The sequence below is a fragment of the Blochmannia endosymbiont of Camponotus nipponensis genome, from assembly GCF_009827135.1.
In the GTDB taxonomy this organism is placed as follows: domain Bacteria; phylum Pseudomonadota; class Gammaproteobacteria; order Enterobacterales; family Enterobacteriaceae; genus Blochmanniella.
Genome location: NZ_CP046534.1, coordinates 370164 through 394882 on the forward strand (window position 1 = coordinate 370164; position 24719 = coordinate 394882).

Genomic DNA, 24719 nt, shown 5'->3' on the forward strand with positions numbered 1-24719 from the left:
TTATATTTTGATATAAACCCTAACATTTAATATCTTATTATTTATTACAAATACAAACACATTATCATTAGGAAAAATTATATGCGCCGTGTTATCAGAACAAAAACAGCTCCCACTCCTCTTGGACCTTATGTTCAAGCAATAGATACAGGAAATATAATATTTGTATCCGGGCAAATAGGAATTTGCCCGGATACAAATATTATATCTGATAGTATCTATTGTCAAACATACCAATCATTACAAAATATTAAAAACATTATAGAAATTACTGGCCTTCAAATAAATAATATCATTAAGATTACACTATTTATCGTTAATATTAACGATTTATCTGAAATAAATACTAGCTACAAGAAATTTTTCAATACACACACAAATTCTTCTTGTGAAAACACAATCTTTCCTACACGTTCCTGTATAGAAGTATCTAAATTACCAAAAAACGCCAAGATAGAAATTGAAGCCACCGCAATGCGTTTTTTATAAATTATTAATCTCTTAATATAAAACACATATATTAAAAAACTGGGCATAAATTTTATTGTTCTAAAAATACTCCTGTAGAACTACCTATGCAAAATCAAACAATATAAAACTATATACATATATATCTACAATACAAACCAATTCATTTCTCTATCTATTTGATTTAACAACAACAAAAAATAGCATATTATTTACATTATAATAATGGATCTATCATCATAGATGTCACACACATTTCTTTTTTTTAGAATAAAATAATAACACTTTCACGATTCTTGTTCACAAAAACAATTATTGTAAACAAATTACTATTTAATTTATTATTTATTAGATAACATCTCTGATTCATATATCAACGCTCGTTTTGTATCATATTGATTTTCCCATTTTGCAATTACTAACACTGCTAAAGCATTGCCTATGACATTTAAAGCTGTACGACCCATATCTAACACCCTGTCTACTCCCGCTATGAAAGCTAATCCTTCTAATGGAATACCAACGCTACCCAATGTAGCCAATAATACTACAAACGAAACCCCAGGAACTCCAGCAATACCTTTAGAAGTTATCATTAAAGTCAATACTAAAATGATTTCTTGACTTAAAGAGAGCTCAATACCATATAATTGTGCAATAAAAATAGCAGCAATACTCTGATATAAAGTTGATCCATCTAAATTAAAAGAATAACCAGTAGGCACTACAAATCCAGTAATAGTCGATGGAGCTCCATAAGCTTCCATTTTTTCTATAATACGAGGTAATACAGTTTCTGAACTAGCAGTAGAAAAAGACAAAATAAGTTCCTCTTTTAAAATACAAATTAATTTCCAAATTCTAAGATTACATATACGAGCCACTATACCTAATACCACTAACGCAAAAAACACAATCGCACCATAGACCAATAAAACAAGTTTAGTAAGAGGCAATAAAGAGCTAAAACCAAAAGTAGCAACTGTGACTGAAATTAAAGCAAAAACGCCTATAGGCGCATACCGCATAACTATATGTGTTACTTCAAACATAGTATCCGCTACGGAATTAAAAATATCTAACAATGGGGTCTTCTTTTTCTCTGGCAATGTAGCCAATCCAAGCCCAAAAATTACTGAGAAAAAAATAACTGGTAACATATCTCCTCTAGCCATAGAATTAATAACATTTGAAGGAATCAATGATAACATAGTATTTATTAAATTCGACTGTATTTCAGATGTAGTTTGCTCATACATAGAAATATCCGTTTTAGATAACACAGACATATCGATTCCATAACCTGGATGAAGCAAATTAGCGAAAGCAACACCAAGTATTATAGCAAGTGTTGTAATTACCTCAAAATAAATAATAGTTTTTAAACCAATACTTCCAAGCTTTCTAGCATCTCCAATCCCAGCAATACCAACTACTAATGTAGCCATTACAATAGGAACTACAATCATTTTTATCATACGGATAAAAATTTCTCCAGCTGGAGAAAGAAATGTGATAATCATCCAATCTTTCAATTCTGTTTGATTATGCAATACAATTCCTAACACAATACCCAAGTTTAAAGCAAAAAAAATTTTCCAAGCAAGGGTAATTTTAAACTTTTTCATCATCATAGTTACCCCTTAATTAAAATAAATGATTTTATTACTATTTAATTCCAATCAATCTAAAATTAGTTATATTAAAACAGTTAAAAATGTCTCTTTAAGAAATTCCTACAAAAAAAACCAAACATACATCAAAGACCATCAATAAAAAACTATGAATCAGTTGATATAAAAATTACTTAATCTTTATATTCAAAATACTGCACATCCATACATCCTATATTAAAAACATTATTACGAAAAAAACAAAACTCAACGCGACATATATTCATGTGCATTGAGTAATATACAAACTTAATGTGTAAAATTATATATTAACTATTTATTAAAACATATAATTATATGTGATGATTATAATGTTTATTCAAATATTACTAACTTTTTAAAATACAAAAACACTTAAAATTACAAATTACTTTTCCAGAGAATAAAGTCATCCATTGTTTAAGTCAACTATACATAACAAAATATCTTCAAAATTAATCTTATTTTATTAATCAATTGACATTCCACCTCACAACATAACATATACCACCCAATTACTTAATAAATATAAAAATATTTACATCTCCAACCTACATATAGTACTACCATCATTATGGTAATATATTTCCATAATTAATAATTACATCTGATCTATTTATTTTTCCCAAAATTCCTCACTATCAATTATATGCATTTTCAATACACACTCATAAATTAACTATATACAAACAAACTAACACCTATTAATCTCTAATAAAAACTACAGTCACAAATTATAAAAACTTAAAATTACTCATGTTCTACTAACAAAGCTTCTAGGAAATCTAGATCACGTAACAATTTCGTTAATGTTGCGTTACTAATTTTTTGTTGTGCACGTAAATGATAATATTCTCCTCGTTCAGCACGTAATGCATTTAACCTCATCCGTCTCTCCAACTCTTCAGTTAACATAAAATGAGCATCATTGTTGCCATCTATGCGACGACGCAAATTACCTATAACACGCGCACTTACTTCACTGATCAATTGACTATCAATATTTTCTTCTTGACTATACATTAACCGCTCTTCAAATTTATATAAACTTTCAATAGCTACTTCTGCTGCTATAGCACGAGCCATACGTTCTTCTTTTTGTTGTAACAATTTATCAGATACTACAATTCCTTGTAACAACCATGGGAGAACAATTACACCGCATAACAAAGAAAATAAAATAACACCAGTGGCGATAAAAACTAATTGGTAACGAAACGGAAAAACCGATCCATCTCTTAAAAAAAGTGGTATTGAAAGCACTCCCGCTAATGTAATAGCACCACGCACTCCAGCAAAAGAAGCAATTAAAATTTCCCGTACACTGTATTCACTAAATACCATTGGACGCATAACCATGCAATATAAACTAATATTTTTCATTAACCATAACCATCCAAATCTAAGGATCATTAACGCAGTATAAATAAGAATTACATATACAAATAACATCCACGTTTTAATAGTTGGATCCATTGCTGCCTGCGAAATAGAAGTGGATAAAATATCTGGCAATTGCAACCCAAGCATAATAAATACCATACCATTAAATACAAATTCTAGCATTGTCCACACACTGTTTCCCCGTAACCGCATAGCTAATGGAGCGTTTCGAATAATTCCAGACTGACCAATAGTCATACCTGAAGCAACTGAAGATAATATTCCAGATACACCAATATGTTCGGCAACTAAATATACAGCAAAAGGCAATAATAAAAGAAGTATCGTTTGAGTAGCAGGATCACCACCGCTCCAATGAGTGATAAATCTTAACGATTTACTATATCCCCAAGTAATGATCGTACCGGCTAATAAACCACCCACAGATACTTTGATGAATTCTATGGAAGCTCCGCCTACACTAAATACCATAGTACCCATGGCTACTGAAATCGCAAATTTAAGAGAAACCAAACCTGATGCATCATTCATCAAAGCTTCTCCCTGAAGAATATCCATAAGCTTTTTAGGAATACGTCCCTCCCCTACAATTCCTGAAAGAGCTACTGCATCAGTTGGAGATAAAACCGCTGCTAATGCTAAGGACGCTACAAGTGGCATTTCTGGTATCATCCAATGAATTAAATATCCAATACCAATCACGGTAATGATAACTAATACCAATGCTAATATAACAATTTCCCCTCCATGACGTAAAAACTCACGCATTGGAGTTTTCCAACCATCAGAAAATAATAACGGGGGAATAAAAAGCAATAAAAATAACTCAGGATTAAAATCTACATGTAATCCAAATTTAGGCCAAGCTAATAAAGCTCCCAATACAATTTGCATTAAAGGCAATGGCATTTGAAATGGCAAAATTCGTGTTATCACTCCTGAAATGGAGACCACTAAAGTAAGAATAAGAATTGTAAAAAAAATCTCCATGCTTTAAATCTCAACTATACCCAAAAAATGAATATTATACTCTATAAGAGTAGAGTATTAAGGTGTATATATACTTTATATTTTTGTACAAGCATGGTACATATATAATATTTTAAATAAATAACAAATCTATACACATATTTACATGTAATCACTGTATTATATGCCATTAATAAGCAATGCCATATTTTATGCTTATTCTGATAACATAAATTTCAAACTTATTGTTTAAATACATTTAGTAAATATAGTAAATAAAATATCAAATGATACATCCTGACTATATTAATACATTAAAATATGCATTCTCAATACTATTGAGAATGTCAAAAACACTCAACACAATTAAGTGCATTAAATAACAGTGTAAAAAAAAAATCAGATCCATATCTTACTGATCTTTATAATTAAGATAGCATAATAAGAATCTACACACTACACTGATGAATTTATACAAAAAAATCAATTAAAAAAACAATTTCAATACACCTAAATTTTCTAAAACGGAATATCTTCGTCATCAAAATTAACATTGGAGGAATCGTCCGATATCGTTTCATCACCACTATTTATTATATTCTGATTATCTACTGATGGCATACTTTCGTCTACATGACGGCTACCCAACATTTGCATTGTCCCACCAATATTCACAATAATTTCAGTAACATACCGATCTTGTCCATTTTGATTTTGCCATTTTCTACTTTTTAATGATCCTTCAATATATACCTGAGAACCTTTTTGAAGATATTCTGAAGCAATTTCTGCTAATCTTCCAAACAATACCACACGATGCCATTCAGTCTTTTCTTTAAATTCATTAGTTTGTTTATCTTTCCAAGATTCAGTAGTAGCCACTGAAATATTAGTAACCATATTACCACTAGGCATATAACGAACCTCTGGGGCTCGTCCGAGATAACCAATTAAAATAACTTTATTAATCCCTCTATTTGCCACAAATTCCTCCGTTAATAACCAAATAATTACATCATATATAATAATAATCCTAAAAATTTTTAATTTTTTTATTGAAAATAAAACTATATAATATAGTTAATCTCCTCACATTTAGATCATCGATATTCCTCACTAATATTCCCCACAAACACCCTATTCAATACAACAAGTAATATCGCCATTAATTTATCTTTACTTTAATATTTAATATTGAACCTAAACTTATATATAGAACAATAAGCATTAAACAATAACTTAATTCAAAGTTATCATGTTTATTTTAATATCAGATATATTACTCAATATAATACATATCAAATATTTCTTATATTTCATCAGAATAAATACCAAAATTCAATCATAGACTACCATACTTTATATTACACATGATAATGTATATAACAAAATCACACCACTAATAACAATCAATATTGACCAGGTTTGACATAATTATCAAATCGAGACCATTGTCCATTAAAAATTAAACGTATAGTACCAATGGGACCATTGCGTTGTTTCCCCACAATAATTTCAGCAACACCTTTCATATCACTATTTTCATGATAGACTTCATCACGATAAATAAATAAAATAAGATCAGCATCCTGTTCAATTGCTCCAGATTCGCGTAAATCTGAATTAACAGGATGCTTATCTGTACGTTGCTCTAATCCTCTATTTAACTGAGAAATTGCTATAACCGGTACTTTTAATTCTTTGGCTAAAGCCTTTAATGATCGAGAAATTTCAGAAATTTCTAAAGTACGATTATTGGACAAAGAAGGAACTCTCATTAATTGTAAATAATCAATCATGATTAAACTTAAACCATCATGTTCACGGAACAACCTACGGGCACGCCCACGAACCTCAGTAGGCGTTAAACATGAAGAATCATCGATATATATATTGCGTTTTTCTAAAAGAAGTGCCATTACACTGGTAATTCTTTCTCGATCTTCATGATTCAACCGTCCCGTACGAATACGTACCTGATCTACCCGAGACAATGAAGCCAACATACGTATCATAATTTGATCACCAGGCATTTCTAAACTAAATATCAATACTGGTTTTTTTTCAGTCATTGCAGCATGTTCGCATAAATTCATAGCAAAAGCAGTTTTTCCCATAGAAGGACGCGCAGCAATAATAATAAGATCAGATTTTTGCAAACCATCAGTTTTTTTATCAAGATCTTTATACCCACTAGACACACCCGTAACACCATATTTTGATCTATTGCATACCCGCTCAATGTGAGCAACTGTGTTCTCTAAAATATGATCTATTCCTTTTGGTTTAGAATTGTAAGTACTTTTACTATGTGAAATTTGAAAAACAAGAGATTCAGCTAAATCTAATAGTTCATCACTGCTGCGACCTTGAGGGTTATACCCAGCATCAGCAATTTTATTTGCTATAGCAATCATTGCACGTATTACTGAACGTTCACGTACTATCTCGGCATATGCAACTACATTAGAAACACTAGGAATATTTTTTGACAATTCTGCTAAATACGCAAATCCCCCTACCAATTCCAATTTTCCTTGAATTTCAAGAGATTCTGATAGTGTTATTAAATCAACAGGTTTACTTATTTCTAACAAACGTTTCATTTCATTAAAAATTATTCTATGAGCATAATTAAAAAAATCATCAGAATCAACTTGTCCTGATATATACTCCCACCGAGTATTATCCAGCATTAAACCACCCAATACTGATTGTTCAGCTTCTAATGAATACGGTGGTATTTTTATACTACTTACTTGTTCATCACAAGAAACATGCATGCTTTAATATTTTTCCTAACATAAACTTTTATTTTCTGTAACAATCAATATTCTAAACATTTAAATATTAAAAAATCTATTATCACAATAATACCATAAAAATACCTAAATTAATTAAACTAATTAATATCATGTAATACACATAATGAGCGCTTGATACAGGTATAACAAAAGTATAAAAAATATACAATCATATTAATACATATCAAATATCATGATTTATATATGATTATCTTGTAATAATATTCCTGAATGTTATTCATATAACATACTTATAACCATAAAAAAAATGAAATTTATTATTTAAACCTCTACTTTTTCATATGTTATATAATTGCTTTATAGCATCAGTTTATTTTTTTTAATACCAAACATATTTTATTTACACCTCCTATACTGATAGTAACATGACTATATAATTAATAATTGAAGGAACAATATGAATACTAATATCCAAAAAATGTTAACTCAAATTAAAAAAATATGCGAACAACGTTGTGTACGTTTAACCCCGCAACGCTTAGCGGTGCTACAATTAATATCTCAATGTAACGGAGCTATAAGCGCTTATGACTTACTACACTTGCTAAGACAATCTTCATTACCTAATGCAAAACCTTCCACCATCTACCGTTCCTTAAACTTTTTATTAGAACAAAGATTTATTCATCGTATTGAATCTACCAACACTTTTGTACTATGTCATTATCTTTTTGAGTTATCACATAACTTTGCTTTTTTTATTTGTAGCAATTGCAAACAAGTCACCGAACAAACAACAAAAGATATCGAAGAAATTTTAAAAAATATGGCTAAAATTACAGGATTTATTATGTTTAATAACATTATTGAAGCGCATGGACTATGTCCAAAATGTATTAATATTAAATAACATTCACATTTTAGGCCTAATTATTTATAAATGCATAACATTAATCAAATAGCTTATAAATATACGTTTTTTCTCAAGATAAAAAATATTATTTTCTGATAATTAATACTTCATAATTTATATATAACTTCTATATCGATTATTTTAAAAATAATATACATACCATTTTAGGGTAATATATAATAACGGGTATTAGTTATTTTTATAGTAAATACATGCATCCTATATTTTTATTGTTATAGATAAAATCTATTCTATTTAAACTACTACATACTCAATACTATACCTATGAAAACTAACATACCTATATAATTATTGCTTAAAAAAGCCTGAAAGAATCGTATTTTTCTTTTCTTATTAATTAATATTTGTTGCCACACAAATAATATGATCACTCCAAATAACGAAAAAAAGTAAAACACTGCAACAAATCGCTCCTTCCAACCAATAATTCCCAATATTAATACAATAAATAACTGAAATATTCCGATGATAAATTTGTCCATGTTTCCAAGTAATACAGCAAATGACTTTATACCAATACATATGTCATCTTCACGATCTACCAGAGCATATTGTGTATCATATACTATTACCCATAAAGTATTCATCAAAAATAATAACCAAGCTGTACTATCTACAGGATGATCAATGGAAGTGAACGCCATTAAAATAGGCCAGCTAAATAATATTCCTAACATTACTTGTGGTAAATAAGTATATCTTTTAAGATAAGGATATACTCCAGATAATATAAGCGCTATTAAAGATAAAAAAACAGTGATTAAATTAAAACGTAAAACTAATATTAACGCAATACACAAAAGTATCGCTAACATCACCAATGCTTCTTTTTTTTTAATCATTCCAGATGGTAAAGGACGCGTCTTAGTTCTCTCAACACAACCATCAATATCACAATCAACATAATCATTTATGATACAACCTGCAGAACGCATACATAATACACCAACAACGAAAACTATCAAAATAATATTATCGGGTATGCCTCTATTCGATAGCCATAAACCCCATAAAGTGGGCCACAGTAATAGAAAAAATCCAATAGGTTGATTAAAACGCATCAACTGTGCTAAGTTGTAACACTTTTTGATAAAAAAAAGCCTGTTTGACATAAAATTAATAAATAATATAATCGTTTCAAATTTAGCAATAATACTATCTATGATTAATATCTTTATCATAATATATAGAATAGTATTAAACACATTGATTTCATTAATATTTAATGGAGATAATTATATATCAATACATCGTATCTATTGAAAACTTATTACATTTATAAATACTAAACCGTAATAATAGGAAATAAAAATGAAATATTTTAAAAAAAAACATAATTATGTAACAGCAAAATATATCATATATATGTATGATCATCATAAAAAAATATAATTTTCCTTTTCTATACATAGATTCTCATAAATAATACGAATTTAGCATTTTAATAATGGCGTATTTTCTTATGTCACATTTTCTGTTCAACTTAGAAATACACATCAGTATTATGTTGATTCTTGCATTAATTCTTGTGTTTATTTATGAAGCTATTAATGGTTTTCATGATACCGCTAATTCTGTCGTTACCGTAATTTACACCTGTGCATTGAATTCCCATAGCGCAGTATTAATGTCAGGTATATTTAATTTCTTAGGAGTAATATTCGGTGGTTTAAGTGTTGCATATGCAATTATCCACTTGCTTCCTACATATTTTTTTATGAATACTAACGCTAATCATATTCTAGTTATGATTTTTTCTATGTTATTTGCGGCAATACTATGGAATCTTGGCACGTGGTATTTCAGAGTGCCTACCTCCAGCTCTCATACTCTTATTGGAACATTAATTGGAATCGGATTAGTTAACGCAATGATCACACATTGTCCAATGACGCAAGGATTAAATATTCCAAAATTAACTAATATCTTTTTATCATTAATAATATCACCTATAATAGGCTTGATAATAGCTAAAATAATGATGTTAATATTATGTAGATACTGGAATAATAATAATAAAAAAAATAAAAACATTCATACAACTCCTACTCAACAAATGCAAGAACACGGCAGACCTCAACCATCGTTATGGACTCGTGTTATATTAATTTTATCCGCAGCTGGAGTCAGCTTTTCTCATGGAGCAAATGATGGACAAAAAGGAATTGGTCTGGTTATGTTACTTTTAATAGGAGTAGCTCCAGCAAGTTTTATGCTTAATATGCATGCTAATAGTCACGATATATCTCGTACTCGAGATGCAGTAAACAATTTTTATGAATATTATACTCAACACGGTAACACATTTAAAATCATCATACCATCAGAAATGGCATCTATGCCCATATCAACAGCATTAAATCAATTAGCAATTATCATTCCTTCCTTCAAAGAGGAAACACAGATTTTCGCAAACAATAATAATGATAACAATAATACGGTATGTTACAATAAATATTTATATTCTTCAGAAACAGAGACACAAATAAGAAAAATTTTCCATGATTTACCATTAACTATTACTATTATTAATAATGCTTCATTATTACTGAAAAATTTAGATAGTTATGCTCAATTGAATATAGAGCAACGTTCCCAAATGAGACAGTTAATTATTTATATAGTAGATATTCTAGATCAAGTAACAGCACTGCCAGAAACTTCATATAAAAATAAACATTTTCTCAAAAATTTAAAAAAACATTTATTAAATACAATTGAGTACGCGCCAACTTGGATTATTTTCACTGTTGCATTATCGTTATCTTTAGGTACGATAATTGGATGGAAAAGAGTTGCTACCACTATCGGAGAAAAAATAGGAAAAAGAGAGATGACTTATGCACAAGGTCTATCTGCACAACTAACTACAGCCATATCTATAGGTACAGCAAGTTATGCCGGAATGCCTGTTTCTACTACTCATGTGTTATCTTCATCCATTACGGGCAGCATGCTAATTCGTGGTTGGGGAGTACAAGGGAAAACAATAAAAAATATATTAATAACTTGGTCATTAACCTTACCTGTCTCTATCGCATTAAGCGGAAGTTTCTATTGGATTACATTGCATTTATTACATAATAATATTCAAATATAAAATAAAGTAAATACAAACAAAATTTAAATGACAATCTTTGTCACTTTATTCCCGCATTTTCTTATTAACAATTAATATATCAACTAAAAACAACACTCTAACACTAACAATTTTTAATTATCAAAAATAAACAATGCTATAATTTTATTCTAAATCAATAAATTTACACTTAAAGATAACATTATCAATTTAATAAATTACATTTAACTATCAATACAATAATCACAAAAAATAAAAAACACGTTGTATCTATAATCATAATTAAACAAAACTAAAGCATCACAGTTATTTTATCGATTATTCGTATGTTAAAAATATATACTTTCATAATTTATATATAATATTATATTAATACAGAATTATTAATAGATACAGGGATCCCATAATACCGTAACATCGGTTCTATTGTGATAGCATGTTTACAAAATTCTACAAGACATTTTTTCAAATCAATGCCCCCCCCTAATGCAAGGATATTATTAAGAAATAATTTTCCTATTTCTGCATCAAGAACACCTGACTCCTGAAAACGATACCAGACATTAGACGCCAACATATCTGCCCATAGATAACTATAATATCCTGCAGCATAATCATCAGAAAAAATATGTAAAAAAGAATTGGGAAAACGATCCCAATCCATTGATAGATTATGTGTCGACATTTTTTTTATTACTTCGTTAAATATTTTTAGTATACTCCCTTGCTTTCCTGGAACATACTCATGGTGTATTCGTAAATCAAATAACCCGTATATCACTTGTTGCAAAAGATGAGATGATGATTGATATGTTTTTATTTTCAATAAATTACTTATTATGTAGTCAGATAATGGTTCTTCTGTGTAATAATGCATAGCAATCAATTGTAATACCTCAGGTTCCCAACAAAACTTTTCCATAAGTTGACTAGGTAATTCTACTGCATCCCACGGCACTCCATTCACTCCAGATATTTCCGGAATATTAATACGCGTCATAACATGATGTAATACATGTCCAAATTCATGAAATAAAGTTATTACATCATGATGTGTAAATAAACATGATAATTTTTTATTTTCTGAACGACCAAAATTACAAGTTAAGTATGCAATAGGTTTTTGACTAATAGTATGAGTATTATTATTTTGATCCATCAAACCTACTAACTCATCCATCCACGCGCCCTCACACTTATTATCTCTAATATAAATATCCAAATAAAATCCACCTATCCACTCATCTTTATCATCAAAAATATCAAAAAAACGTACATCAGAGTGCCATGTTTCTACATCATAATTTTCTTTAATGGTAATACCATAAATACAATTCACTACCGAAAACATTCCACAAAGCACTTTTTTTTCAGGGAAATAATAACGCAATTGTTCATTTGTAATAGAAAAAAGATATTTTTTTTGTTTCTCTCTATAATATGCAATATCCCATGGATTTAAAGATACACAAGAATATTGTTTTTTAGCAAAACTTTGGGTTTCTATAAATTCCTTATATTCACAACAACGTATCTGAATAGATAAATTCATAAGAAAATCAAATACTTTCTTTGGATCGTGTATCATTTTTTTCGCCAAAGATTTTTCAAGATAAGTGCTAAAGCCTAATATTTGTGCTAACTCATAACGTAATGCAAGAATTTCATCCATTATTAAAGTATTATCCCATTTTCCACTATTAGGTCCTTGATCAGACGCACGAGTATTAAAAGCCCAATATAATTCTTCTCTAAGATTTTGAGTATCACAATATAAAAGAACTGCAGAATAACTAGGATATTTCAGCGTAAATAACCATCCTGTTTGTCCACGAGCTTGTGCCTCCGAATGAGCAATCTTCAAATTATAATCTGGTATACCAGATAATAGATTTTTTTCAGTAACTAATTTGCTCCAACCTAACGTCGCGTCAAATACATTATTTGCATAATTTGAGCTTAACCATGCTAATTTAGAAGTTATGTACGTATACATTTTTTTTTGTTTCGAAGACAAATAAACTCCTGATAACATAAAATTACGTAAAATATTATTTATAACTTTTTTTTGTATTATACTCAACTGCTGATAAGAATCTCCATTCTGTAATAACTTGTAAGATTTATACAATCCATAATGTTGATGCATCCAATTTCTATATTCAGATATAAATAATAAGCTTTCTTCATACACTTTACGTAATTCTAAACTGTGTTGCACAGAATTCAAATGTGTTATCGGAGACCAAGTACGTTGCAACTCATTTTCTGCCACCATTAACGGATAATGTAACGTATCCCAAGTGATGTATTTCTTGGAAACAATCTGTTCTACTGTATTATAACAATTAGTCAACACTTTTTGTATAGCTTCTTTTACATGTTTGGGACTAATAGAAGAAAATGATGGAAAAATAGAATAATCTAATAATGGGTTTTCATCCATACAGTAAACCTAAAATGTTGCGACATACACTTATTTTTAAAATCCTTGACTATACAAATATATATATCCATACACTATATTAATAAAAATTAAGCATAATCATTAATCGTAAAATATAAAAATTATTAAATAAATATATCATCATCTACTGCATCGGTGCGGACGGGATTTGAACTTCCGACCTATACGTCCCGAACGTATTGCGCTACCAAACTACGCCACTGACCGTACCATATGCAATGATATCACCATATATACAATTTTATTACATATAAATATTCTTATTCTTATGGATCATAGTATCAATACATCAAACTATAAATATCACTAATTTAATTTTAGTTAATAATAACACCATTGAAATAAATATATAAAATTATATGAATTATATATTATAATGCTATACATTAGCACCTAAAGCAATAAAAAATATAAATAAAAACACTTAATAAATATAATTATTTAAAGATATTATCTTCTCTTTATATGTAGAATAGAAATTGATACAATACATTTCTATTCTACATATAAAGAGAAGATAATATAAAATTTATATTATATTAATAAACAATCTAACACTATAACCTCTTTATTATAGATATATAATTTTTAATTATTTTTAAAATTATTATTTTAACGTTCATACAATTATGGAGTAATTTTATCATGAGCTTTATATTACCTTCTTTAACTTATCCATATGATGCTTTGGAACCATTTTTTGACGAAAAAACTATGAAAATTCATCATACAAAACACCATCAAGCATATATTGATAATGCTAATACAGCATTAAATGATTTACCTGAATTCTCCAATTTATCTGTTATAGAACTAATAAAAAAATTAAACCATTTACCCGATCATAAAAAAAATATATTACGCAACAATGCCGGAGGACACACTAATCATAGTCTGTTTTGGAAATACCTCAAGAAAGGTACTATACCTCAAGGATCATTAAAAGATGCAATAGAACACAACTTTTCAAGCATCTCTTCTTTTAAAGATCATTTTGAAAAAACTGCTATGAATCGTTTTGGATCTGGTTGGATATGGTTAGTAAAACAACATAATATGTTATCTATAGTATCCACTGCCAACCAAGATAATCCATTAATGGGAAAAGATATCTCTGGAGCAAATGGATACCCGATTCTTGGGCTAGATGTCTGGGAACATGCTTACTATTTAAAATATCAAAATCGTCGACTAGATTATATTAAATCATTTTGGAATGTAGTTAATTGGGATGAAGTACACATACAATTCAATCAAACATAACATGTATTTTTTATGAACTAAACTAACATTTTGTCAGCATGATTATATCGTACTACAGTATTTATTCTAATACTGTCATAATCACAAATTTTATTCACTGACAGATTTAATAAAAATTCTTTTAAATACAACAAAAGTTCAGTTAGCTCATGATGAGCTAACTGAACACAACCAAAACAATAGATACACAGAAATAACTAAACATGCAACAAAGAAATATCTGCCACCTGTAAAAATAGATTTTTAACTTTATTTAGCAAAGTTAAACGGTTAATTTGTATATTTTCATTAGCATCCATAATCATAACATTATCAAAAAACATATTTACTGAACTAAATATTGTCATAACAACAATTAATGCATCATAATAACGATGTTGTGCACATAATATCTCTAATCTTTTTCCTATCGACATTACCTCCATAGCTAAATGTATTTCTTCCGGATTTTTTAATAAAGAATATTGCACATCATCACTATAAGATATTTGTTTTTTTAATAAAATATTTGATATACGTTTATACATTAAATTTAATTTCAAATTTTCCTCTTTTTGTAGATTACAAAAAGCAGTTACTGCTTTTATTCGGGCATCAATATCTACTACACTAGAATTTTTCACATTTAACACCGATCTAATAATATCCAATTTATAGCCTCTTGATCGATACCACGAAGATAACCTATTATATATAAAATTATATATATCATTAATTACTGTCACATTAGTTAATTGTAAACCATATAACTCTACCGATTTTTGTATTAGATGAAGTAAATCTAATGGAAACTTTTTGTACATAAGGATAAGCAAAATTCCAATAGCGGCTCTTTTTAAAGCAAATGGATCTCTGTTGCCTTTTGGTAATTCTTTAATGCCAAATATACCTGATATAGTATCTATTTTATCTGCAATAGACACAGTACAAGAAATACGAGTGGCAGGTAACTTGTCCTTAGAAAAACGTGGTAAATAATGTTCTTTTTGAGCTAATGCTATTTCTTCTGCTTCACCATCCCGACGAGCATAATACATACCAATAGTTCCTTGAGTTGAAGGAAACTCAAAAACCATATTGCTCATAAGATCACACTTACACAAATATCCAGCACGTTTTGCTTGTCGTATATCTATACCTATTTGCTCCGCTATCCATCCAGATAATTTCTTTATACGCCAACTTTTATCACACAAAGTACCAAGTTTTCTGTGAAATAACGCATCACCTAATTTAGGTATATAATCCTCTAAACGACATTTATTATCTTTTTTCAAGAAAAATTCTGCATCCATTAAACGTGGAGTTATTACATTTTCATGTCCAACAATAATTTTTTTATAGTTATCTGAAATCGTATTCGTTACAAAAATAAAATATGGTAATAGTTCTCCACTAATAGAATGATATACTGGAAAATACTTTCGATCATATCTCATAATATGAAGTATTACTTCACGTGGTAATACTAAAAACTTCTGATCAAATCGACCAGAAAGAACTATAGGCCATTCTACTAATGCAGTAACCTCTTCCAATAAACTTTCATCCTGAATATCTACAATTCCTCCAATTTTTTTAGCTTCTTTTTCTACCTCCACACGTATAATATTTTTTCTTCTAGCATAGTCTGCTATTACCCAACCTTTTTTAGTTAAAATATCTGGATAAAGATCGGCATGTTCAATAATAATTTTTTCTTCTTCCATGCATCTATTACCATACAAAACTCGACCTGTCTTTATACCAAAAAAATAACTTGGAATAACATATTTATCCAATAATATCGTCATAGTACGAACAGGTCGAATAAATGAAATATCTATATCACTCCAACGCATCATTTCATAATTTTTCAATTTTTCTAAAGCAAAACTAATTACGCTACAGAACAAATATTTTAAATTTTTATGTATTAATACATTTTTATCACATTCCAATATTTCTTGAGATTTATTATTGTACTCAATATCCATCTTATTAACTACAGGATTAATTCGGGGATATGTACTTTTAAAATACTTATCATATGTATCGATGTTACTTAATTGATTAACACATGCAATATTAATATTTAAATCATCTGTTATTATTATATTAGCTTTAACTGCTAAACGACATGAAGAAGCAAACCAATTAACTTTATCACAAACAAAATTATTTTTTTTTAAACCGCTAATAATTTGACAAAAAAAATCTTTCCCTAACCTTTTTAAAATTTTAGATGGTAACGATTCAGTACCAATCTCTACTAAAAAAGTACATACTTTCATTACAAAATTATCCTTTTGCATTATATTATAATTTCTTCATACACATAGGAAACCCCAATTTTTTACGAAATATGTAATAAGCTTCGGCTATCATTTTTGATAATGCACGAATACGTAAAATATAATTTTTTCTTTCTGTAACAGAAATTACTTTTCTAGCATCTAACAAATTAAAAATGTGTATTGCTTTTAAAATGCGTTCATATGCCGGAAAAGGTAATGGTCGCGTCATAGTAATTAAATATTTGATTTCGTTCTCATATTGATTAAAAATTTCAAACAAAGATTTAATATCAGTATGTTCATAATTATAAATTGATTGTTCTAATTCATTTTGATAAAAAAGGTCTCTGTATGTAACAGATCCTAATACACCATGACTCCAAACTAAATCATAAATATTATCTACTCCTTGTAAGAACAAAGATAAACGCTCTAAACCATAGGTTATTTCTCCAGTAACAGGTTTACATTCTAATCCACCTATTTGCTGAAAATAAGTAAATTGTGTTATTTCCATTCCATTCAACCAAATTTCCCAGCCCAAACCCCATGCTCCAAGCGTAGGATTTTCCCAATTATCTTCTATAAAACAAATATCATTTTTTATATGATCTAGTTCAATCATTTTTAAAGAATCTAAATACAACTGCAACATATTTCTTGGAGAAGGTTTCATAATTACTTGAAACTGATAATATTGCTGTAATCTATTTGGATTTTGACCATATCGACTATCCATAGGTCTACGGGAGACCTGAACATAAGAAAAAGCCGCAGGCTCTGGACCAATAGCATTAAAAAAAGTTATCGGATGAGAAGTAGCTGCTCCAACTTCTATATCTAATGGTTGCGCGATAAGACAACCACAGCGTTCCCAATAATTTTCCAACGTCCGTATTAATCCTTGAAAAGTTTTTGAATTATTGTTATCGTACATTTTTCTTATTTATTTAAAAAATTACCGTGTTTTAAATTTGTTACAGTATAACGATTATTCATAATAAACATGGATTTATATTTAAAAAAGTAATATTCTCATCATATGATTAAAACATCTTAAATTACAACTCAATATATGTATTGATACATAATATAGATCCAAGAAAGATTTCAAAAAAAAATATACACGCTGATATCTATTAAGTTTTAAATATATTATTTTTGTTATATATAAATTACATAACAATCTACATCAAATAATTGCAACACATTAATTCTATAATTAATTTTATAAATAGGCTATATAACTAAATGAAAAAAATTATATGCTCAAAATTTGAGAACCTCTAATTTATCCTATACCCTAACAAGGAATTGTATGTTAATGACAGATACATGCATTAGGACATAAAAATGATTTCTCAGGCAACATCAATCATAACCATCTCTTATTTAATAATATCTATATGTTTAATGACTGTGATACCGTTAGGTTTATTTCCTTGTTTTTTTTCTGGATTTTTAACTTATGAAATTATAGTATCTTTTGCGTCTTACTTAAAACGTTTTATTGGAATTAGTCACGCTCGTTGGATTGCAGTAATACTCATTGTTATAAGTATAACTATTATTATCACTATAGGAATTATTAGTTTTACTAACTTTTTTACAGAAGATATTAATAAAGTTAATATCTCTATTGAGGTTAATCGAATTTTTTCTGATTTAAAAAAAAGACTTCCTGATTTTTTACCTTCCTTTTTACCAAATACCACCGAAGAACTAAAAGATCAAATATTTAATTGGATTGAGTCAAACTTCATTCTTATTCGCAATATGGGCCATACTTTTCTACACGGATTTATTAGTTTATTAGTAGGATTAGTAGTTGGTGTCTTAGTATCTTGCAGTAAATCTAAAAACAAACATACTAACGATACATATTTTACTATCCAAATGTCAGAACGTATATATAATCTATCTCAAGCATTTCGTAATATTGTTTTTGCTCAAATCAAGATTTCTTCAATCAACACATTATTAACATCTATTATGATTTTTATTTTATTGCCATTAATTGGACAAACTTTACCATTAGGAAAAACTTTAACTATTATTACTTTCATTTTAGGTATGTTACCAATTATAGGTAATCTTATCTCTAATGTTATAGTTACGATTGCTGCTTTATCTGTCTCGTTAAGTATTGGAGTGACAATGCTTATTTATCTAATTTTAATTCACAAATTAGAATATTTTCTTAATGCCGAAATCATTGGAAATAAAATCAATGCTAATCCCTGGGAGTTGATACTTTCAATGCTGTTGCTAGAATCGATATTTGGACTAGAAGGTTTAATAGCAGCTCCTATTTTTTATGCTTACTTAAAAACCGAGCTACGTTTAAAAAAATTAATTTAACAACCAATACTTTGATATGACAACTTACTTAATATTATTAAGTAACCAAGAACCATGAAATATACAATAAATCAATAAAATCACACCGGTCTTTATATACATCACAGATAAAGACCGGTGTGATTTTATTGAACATAATTACAATAATAAATATAATTACTCTATTTAATTTCTATACGCCTTGGTTTTAATGTATCTGGCAATATTCTTTCCAAATGTATATAAAGAATTCCATATTCCAAATTTGCACCTGTTATTTGAATATGTTCAGCTAATTGAAATTTTCTTTCAAAATTATGCTCAGTAATACCTTGATACAAATAATTTTTAGAATTTTGATGAGAATCAACATGTATTCCTTTGACTACTAACATATTATCATGCATTGTAATATCCAACTCACTATTCGTAAAACCGGCTACTACAATAGAAATACAGTATTTATGTTCACTAACTAACTCAACATTATAAGGAGGATAATCATCATTACTTTGTCCAACCTCCAAAAAATTAACTAATCTATCAAATCCAATGACAGAACCGTATAATGGAGAAAAATCAAAATTACGCATATATAACACTCCAAAAAAAATAATTACTAACTTTTATAAATTCAAAAGTATAGACATAATAACTGTGTTTTTACAATAATATTACCACCATATTATAGTACTATATATACCTGTATTTTCAACCATATTATTACATAATAACGCTGTCTATTGAATACAAAAATATACTGCTATATATATAAAAATTTATCCAGATATAATAAACAATTTAATAATCCACATTCGTCGCTTTTAACGCATTCTCTTCAATGAATGCACGTCTCGGTTCAACTAAATCACCCATAAGTGTTGTAAACAAGTGATCAGCTTCTATCGCATCTTTTATTGTTACACGCAACATACACCTATTTTTTGGATTCATAGTCGTTTCCCATAATTGATCCGGATTCATTTCACCTAATCCTTTGTAACGTTGTATTATTAATCCTTTTCGAGACTCCTGCATGAGCCATTTCACTGCTTGGTCAAAAGAATGCACCTGTTTACGATATGCTCCATATTCTACATACGCATTTGAAAGACACAATTCATTCATTCTCATTCCGAAAGACACCAATTTTTTATATTCATGACTATTTATAAAATCCATACTTAATACATAATCTATATTAATACCATATGTTCTTACACGTAGTATCGGTTCAAAATATTTGTGCTTATGATTTTGTACAATAATAAAATTATAACTACTACCATATTCTTCAAAATTACTCAACGAATTAACTAATGATCTTGCCCATATTTTAACGCTTTCATAACAATACCACTGTTTCTCAGATAAAACTGAATGATAAATTAATCTATCAAGTAATAACTTTGGAAACTGACGTTCCATACGAACAATGATTTTTTGTATTAAATAATATTCAAAAATCAACTGCTCTAAAATTTTTCCTCTCAACGGAGGAATATCAGGATTAATATAAAAAAAAGCATTACCTATTGCTATTGATATTTGATATCTATTCATTTCTTCTTCATCCCTCAGATATTGCTCTTTATGCCCCTTCTGCACTTTATATAAAGGAGGCTGCGCAATAAATACATACCCTCTTTCAATAATTTCTGGCATCTGACGATAAAAAAAAGTCAACAATAAAGTACGAATATGAGCTCCATCGATATCTGCATCCGTCATAACTATAATATTATGATATCGCAATTTATCTGGATTATATTCATTTGGACCTATTCCACATCCAAGAGCAGTAATCAATGTCATTACTTCCTGAGAGGTCAACATTTTATCAAAACGTGCTTTTTCTACATTCAATATCTTACCTTTTAGTGGCAACACTGCTTGATTTTTACGATTTCTACCTTGCTTTGCAGACCCGCCAGCAGAATCCCCTTCTACTAAATACAACTCAGAATAAACTGGATTTTTTTCTTGACAATCAGCTAACTTACCTGGAAGAGTCGAAATATCAAATAATCCTTTACGACGCGTCACATCCCTAATTTTTCTTGCTGCTTCTCGAGCACGAGCAGCTCCTATAACTTTATTGATTATATTTTTAGAATCTACTGGATTCTCTAAAAAAAACTCTATTAACTTTTCATAAATTAATGACTCAACAGCAGTTTTCACCTCTGATGAAATTAATTTATCTTTAGTTTGAGAAGAAAATTTTGGATTCGGTACTTTAATGGATAATATAGCTACCAAACCTTCTCTAGCATCATCGCCTATAGTAACAACTTTAACTTTTCTATTGTTATACCCCTCTTTATCTATATAAAAATGCATTGTTCTTGTAATAGCAGATCTCAATCCTGCTAAATGAGTCCCACCATCACGTTGAGGTATATTATTAGTAAAAGAATATATTTTTTCTTGAAAATTATCATTCCATTGCAATGCAACTTCTATGTAAGTATCCCCTTTTTTTCCTAAACAATAAAATACATTAGGATGAATCGGTGTTCTATTGATACTCAAATATTTCACAAAAGCTTTCAATCCACCTGAACAATGAAAGTTTTCCTCTTTATTACTACGATAATCACGTAAAATAATTATAATCCCAGAATTTAAAAATGATAGCTCCCTAAAACGTCTAGCTAAAATCTCATATTGAAATTCAGTCTTATTCGTAAACGTTTTAAGACTTGGCCAAAAACGTATCATAGTGCCAGTTCGTTTGCTGTCCCCTATCACTTCTAAAGATGATAGGGGTTTTCCTTCACAATATACTTGTTTATAGATTTTAAAATCTCTTTTTATTATCAATTCTAATCGTTCCGACAATGCATTAACTACTGACACTCCAACGCCATGCAATCCTCCTGATACTTTATAATTATTATTGTCAAATTTACCCCCAGCATGCAGTATAGTCATAATCACTTCAGCAGCAGATATTCCTTCTTCTTCATGTATACCTGTAGGTATACCACGTCCGTCATCCTTGACCGACACTGAATTATCTTGATGAATTATTACCATTATTTTTTTACAATATCCCGCAATCGCTTCATCAATCGCATTATCCACGACTTCAAATACCATGTGGTGCAACCCTGTTCCATCATCAGTATTTCCAATATACATCCCAGGACGTTTTCGTACCGCATCTAATCCTTTTAAGATCTTAATACTTGAAGAATCATAAGCGCTCAACATAATCGTGTTCCTGTATAACATAAAATTATCAAATTAGTTTATATATATATATATATATCGAAGATCGTTATCATCGAGCTTTAAATCCTACTAAATTATATACACATGCACACGCATATCATCTTGCTCATGTCATCAGTATTATATTGAAATAATAAACATACATATAATAATTGTAATATGTAATTACATATACATAACGATTTATTCTGACTGTTATTATTAACTTCCACCCAAAATCTAACACACGATTTTAATAGTAAAATATATGTTACATTACAATCCGAAAATCTTATTATGTTCGAATTGGCATGACGATATATGTTGCACCATAACATTTTACTGTACTTTCAATCTGAACACTAGAAATTTCGTTAGTAAAAAAAAAATGTAAGATTTCGGTATCCATTACATGAAGTATATCAAGTAAATAGTCTACATTGAAAGAGATTTCCATATTTCGCCCTGAATACAAAACATCTAAAATTTCTTCTGATGCTTCATGTTCAAAATTATGTGCAGTTATTTTTAACTGATTATTAACTAACTTAAATTGAATAACACGAAGCTTTGCATGAGAAACAATAGCTGCTCGTTTTAAAGCATTTCTTAAAGTATCACATGCTACTTCCAAAACATTTTCAGAACCTTTTAAAAAAACATTACGATAATTTGGAAATACAGCATCAATTAATTTAGAAGTAAAAATATAATTATCTATCTTTATACGAATACTGTTATGATTTGTTTGAATATCAACTAATTTTTCTCTAACGCTTAACAAACGCAATATTTCAATAACCCCTTTACGAGGTATGATGATCGATTGATATGGTAACAATGTATCCACAGTTGTTTCGCAACTTGCTAAACGATGACCATCTGTTGCTACGATACGCAACACATGTTCTTTAGTTTCAAAAAATATACCATTTAAATAATAACGTACATCTTGATGCCCCATAGAAAATTGAGTTAATTCAATCATTTTTTTTAAAATAGTTTGTGATATAACTAATTTTGATTTACTATCCCATTCCTCTAATTTAGGAAAATCTGATGAACAAAACATAGAAAAATGAAATGTACTATATTCAGTACAAATGGTTAGTTTATCATCTTTTGATGTTATAGAAATCTTTGATGACTCAGGTAAACTCCTACAAATTTCAAAAAACTTACGTCCTGGTACTGTAATAGACCCAACGGAATATTTATTCATCAACATTACTCGAACTGTTATTTCTATTTCTAAATCTGTAGCAGTAATAAACAAATAGTTGTCACTGACTTCTAATAACACGTGGTTTAATATTGGCATCCTTGGCCGCCCACTGATGATACTCACTAATTTTTGCAAAGGTTGATATAATGACTTTCTATCTATTATAAAATTCATAGTTAAACTTTATTTTATATCGTATTTTAATTAATTAATTGATGATGATTTTTTACTAACATTTCAAGCGTATACTATAGTAGAATACTATACGAAATATAAAATATAAATACATTAATAAACTAATAAAAACTTCACAATACAACCACGTACACACTCATCTTTCATTAATCTGTTCTTCAAAATAGATTAATCATAAAATGATAAAACAAACTTTAATTTTTTTTTGACTTTATATATACTATACAGTAATATACATACTGGTTTATACATATTTTAACTAAATAAAAAATTGAAAATTACTTTTGTTACTAAGTAAACATACAAAAATTTAAATATGAAACGCACCTTTCAGCCTTCCGTATTAAAACGTAATAGAACACACGGATTTAGAGCAAGAATGTCAAGTAGACAAGGGCGTCAAATATTATCAAGACGCAGAGCTAAGAGACGTGTGCGATTGGTTGTATCTTTTTAAATGTTC

17 protein-coding genes are annotated in these 24719 nt (G+C 28.8%); 6 read left to right on the top strand and 11 right to left on the bottom strand.

What is annotated here, in order from left to right; translation table 11 throughout:
* The first annotated feature begins 81 nt into the window (after positions 1 to 81).
* Positions 82 to 489 (top strand): Rid family detoxifying hydrolase, encoded by a 408-nt coding sequence (locus GN161_RS01580; RefSeq protein WP_159714940.1) that lies wholly within the window; start codon positions 82 to 84, stop codon positions 487 to 489.
* Positions 490 to 809: 320 nt separating this feature from the next.
* On the opposite strand, the gene gltP is transcribed toward GN161_RS01580, so the two are convergent.
* The 4 genes from gltP to dnaB all read right to left on the bottom strand — a co-directional run bounded on the left by gltP (position 810) and on the right by dnaB (position 7276).
* Positions 810 to 2096, bottom strand: coding sequence for a glutamate/aspartate:proton symporter GltP (gene gltP, locus GN161_RS01585; protein WP_159715534.1), 1287 nt, complete (start codon positions 2094 to 2096; stop codon positions 810 to 812).
* Positions 2097 to 2870: 774 nt separating this feature from the next.
* Positions 2871 to 4514, bottom strand: coding sequence for a Na+/H+ antiporter (locus tag GN161_RS01590; protein ID WP_159714942.1), 1644 nt, complete (start codon positions 4512 to 4514; stop codon positions 2871 to 2873).
* Between the two features lie 498 nt (positions 4515 to 5012).
* Positions 5013 to 5477 (bottom strand): single-stranded DNA-binding protein, encoded by a 465-nt coding sequence (ssb, locus tag GN161_RS01595; RefSeq protein WP_159714944.1) that lies wholly within the window; start codon positions 5475 to 5477, stop codon positions 5013 to 5015.
* A 425-nt stretch (positions 5478 to 5902) separates the two neighbouring features.
* Positions 5903 to 7276 carry a replicative DNA helicase gene (gene dnaB / locus GN161_RS01600; RefSeq protein WP_159714946.1) on the bottom strand — a complete coding sequence of 458 codons (1374 nt, stop codon included), beginning with the start codon at positions 7274 to 7276 and terminating at the stop codon, positions 5903 to 5905.
* Positions 7277 to 7715: 439 nt separating this feature from the next.
* Between dnaB and zur the strand changes: the two genes are divergently transcribed.
* On the top strand, positions 7716 to 8168 hold the full coding sequence (gene zur, locus GN161_RS01605; protein ID WP_159714948.1) for a zinc uptake transcriptional repressor Zur: 453 nt from the start codon (positions 7716 to 7718) through the stop codon (positions 8166 to 8168).
* Positions 8169 to 8434: 266 nt separating this feature from the next.
* On the opposite strand, the gene ubiA is transcribed toward zur, so the two are convergent.
* Positions 8435 to 9304 (bottom strand): 4-hydroxybenzoate octaprenyltransferase, encoded by an 870-nt coding sequence (ubiA, locus tag GN161_RS01610; RefSeq protein WP_159714959.1) that lies wholly within the window; start codon positions 9302 to 9304, stop codon positions 8435 to 8437.
* A gap of 350 nt (positions 9305 to 9654) precedes the next feature.
* On the opposite strand from ubiA, the gene GN161_RS01615 reads away from it, so the two are divergent.
* Positions 9655 to 11292, top strand: coding sequence for an inorganic phosphate transporter (locus tag GN161_RS01615; RefSeq protein WP_159714960.1), 1638 nt, complete (start codon positions 9655 to 9657; stop codon positions 11290 to 11292).
* 343 nt (positions 11293 to 11635) lie between these two features.
* Here the strand turns inward: GN161_RS01615 and GN161_RS01620 are convergent, their stop codons facing one another.
* Positions 11636 to 13717 (bottom strand): M3 family metallopeptidase, encoded by a 2082-nt coding sequence (locus tag GN161_RS01620; protein WP_159714961.1) that lies wholly within the window; start codon positions 13715 to 13717, stop codon positions 11636 to 11638.
* 666 nt (positions 13718 to 14383) lie between these two features.
* On the opposite strand from GN161_RS01620, the gene GN161_RS01625 reads away from it, so the two are divergent.
* Positions 14384 to 15001 (top strand): Fe-Mn family superoxide dismutase, encoded by a 618-nt coding sequence (locus GN161_RS01625; RefSeq protein WP_159714962.1) that lies wholly within the window; start codon positions 14384 to 14386, stop codon positions 14999 to 15001.
* A 197-nt stretch (positions 15002 to 15198) separates the two neighbouring features.
* Here the strand turns inward: GN161_RS01625 and glyS are convergent, their stop codons facing one another.
* On the bottom strand, positions 15199 to 17295 hold the full coding sequence (gene glyS / locus GN161_RS01630; RefSeq protein ID WP_236840122.1) for a glycine--tRNA ligase subunit beta: 2097 nt from the start codon (positions 17293 to 17295) through the stop codon (positions 15199 to 15201).
* Between the two features lie 4 nt (positions 17296 to 17299).
* Complete coding sequence (glyQ, locus tag GN161_RS01635; RefSeq protein ID WP_159714963.1) at positions 17300 to 18214, bottom strand: glycine--tRNA ligase subunit alpha; 915 nt, start codon at positions 18212 to 18214, stop codon at positions 17300 to 17302.
* Between the two features lie 416 nt (positions 18215 to 18630).
* Here glyQ and GN161_RS01640 point away from each other — a divergent pair, with 416 nt between their 5' ends.
* A complete protein-coding gene (locus tag GN161_RS01640) occupies positions 18631 to 19638 on the top strand; it encodes an AI-2E family transporter (protein ID WP_159714964.1) in 1008 nt (335 codons plus the stop codon).
* A 161-nt stretch (positions 19639 to 19799) separates the two neighbouring features.
* On the opposite strand, the gene GN161_RS01645 is transcribed toward GN161_RS01640, so the two are convergent.
* The 3 genes from GN161_RS01645 to dnaN all read right to left on the bottom strand — a co-directional run bounded on the left by GN161_RS01645 (position 19800) and on the right by dnaN (position 24235).
* Positions 19800 to 20210, bottom strand: a complete 411-nt coding sequence (locus GN161_RS01645; RefSeq protein ID WP_159714965.1) for an Hsp20 family protein — start codon at positions 20208 to 20210, stop codon at positions 19800 to 19802.
* A 208-nt stretch (positions 20211 to 20418) separates the two neighbouring features.
* On the bottom strand, positions 20419 to 22836 hold the full coding sequence (gene gyrB, locus GN161_RS01650; RefSeq protein ID WP_159714966.1) for a DNA topoisomerase (ATP-hydrolyzing) subunit B: 2418 nt from the start codon (positions 22834 to 22836) through the stop codon (positions 20419 to 20421).
* Between the two features lie 295 nt (positions 22837 to 23131).
* Positions 23132 to 24235: a DNA polymerase III subunit beta gene (gene dnaN / locus GN161_RS01655; protein WP_159714967.1), complete on the bottom strand. Its 1104-nt coding sequence runs from the start codon at positions 24233 to 24235 to the stop codon at positions 23132 to 23134.
* 337 nt (positions 24236 to 24572) lie between these two features.
* Here dnaN and rpmH point away from each other — a divergent pair, with 337 nt between their 5' ends.
* Positions 24573 to 24713: a 50S ribosomal protein L34 gene (gene rpmH / locus GN161_RS01660; RefSeq protein ID WP_159714969.1), complete on the top strand. Its 141-nt coding sequence runs from the start codon at positions 24573 to 24575 to the stop codon at positions 24711 to 24713.
* Positions 24714 to 24719: the final 6 nt, after the last annotated feature.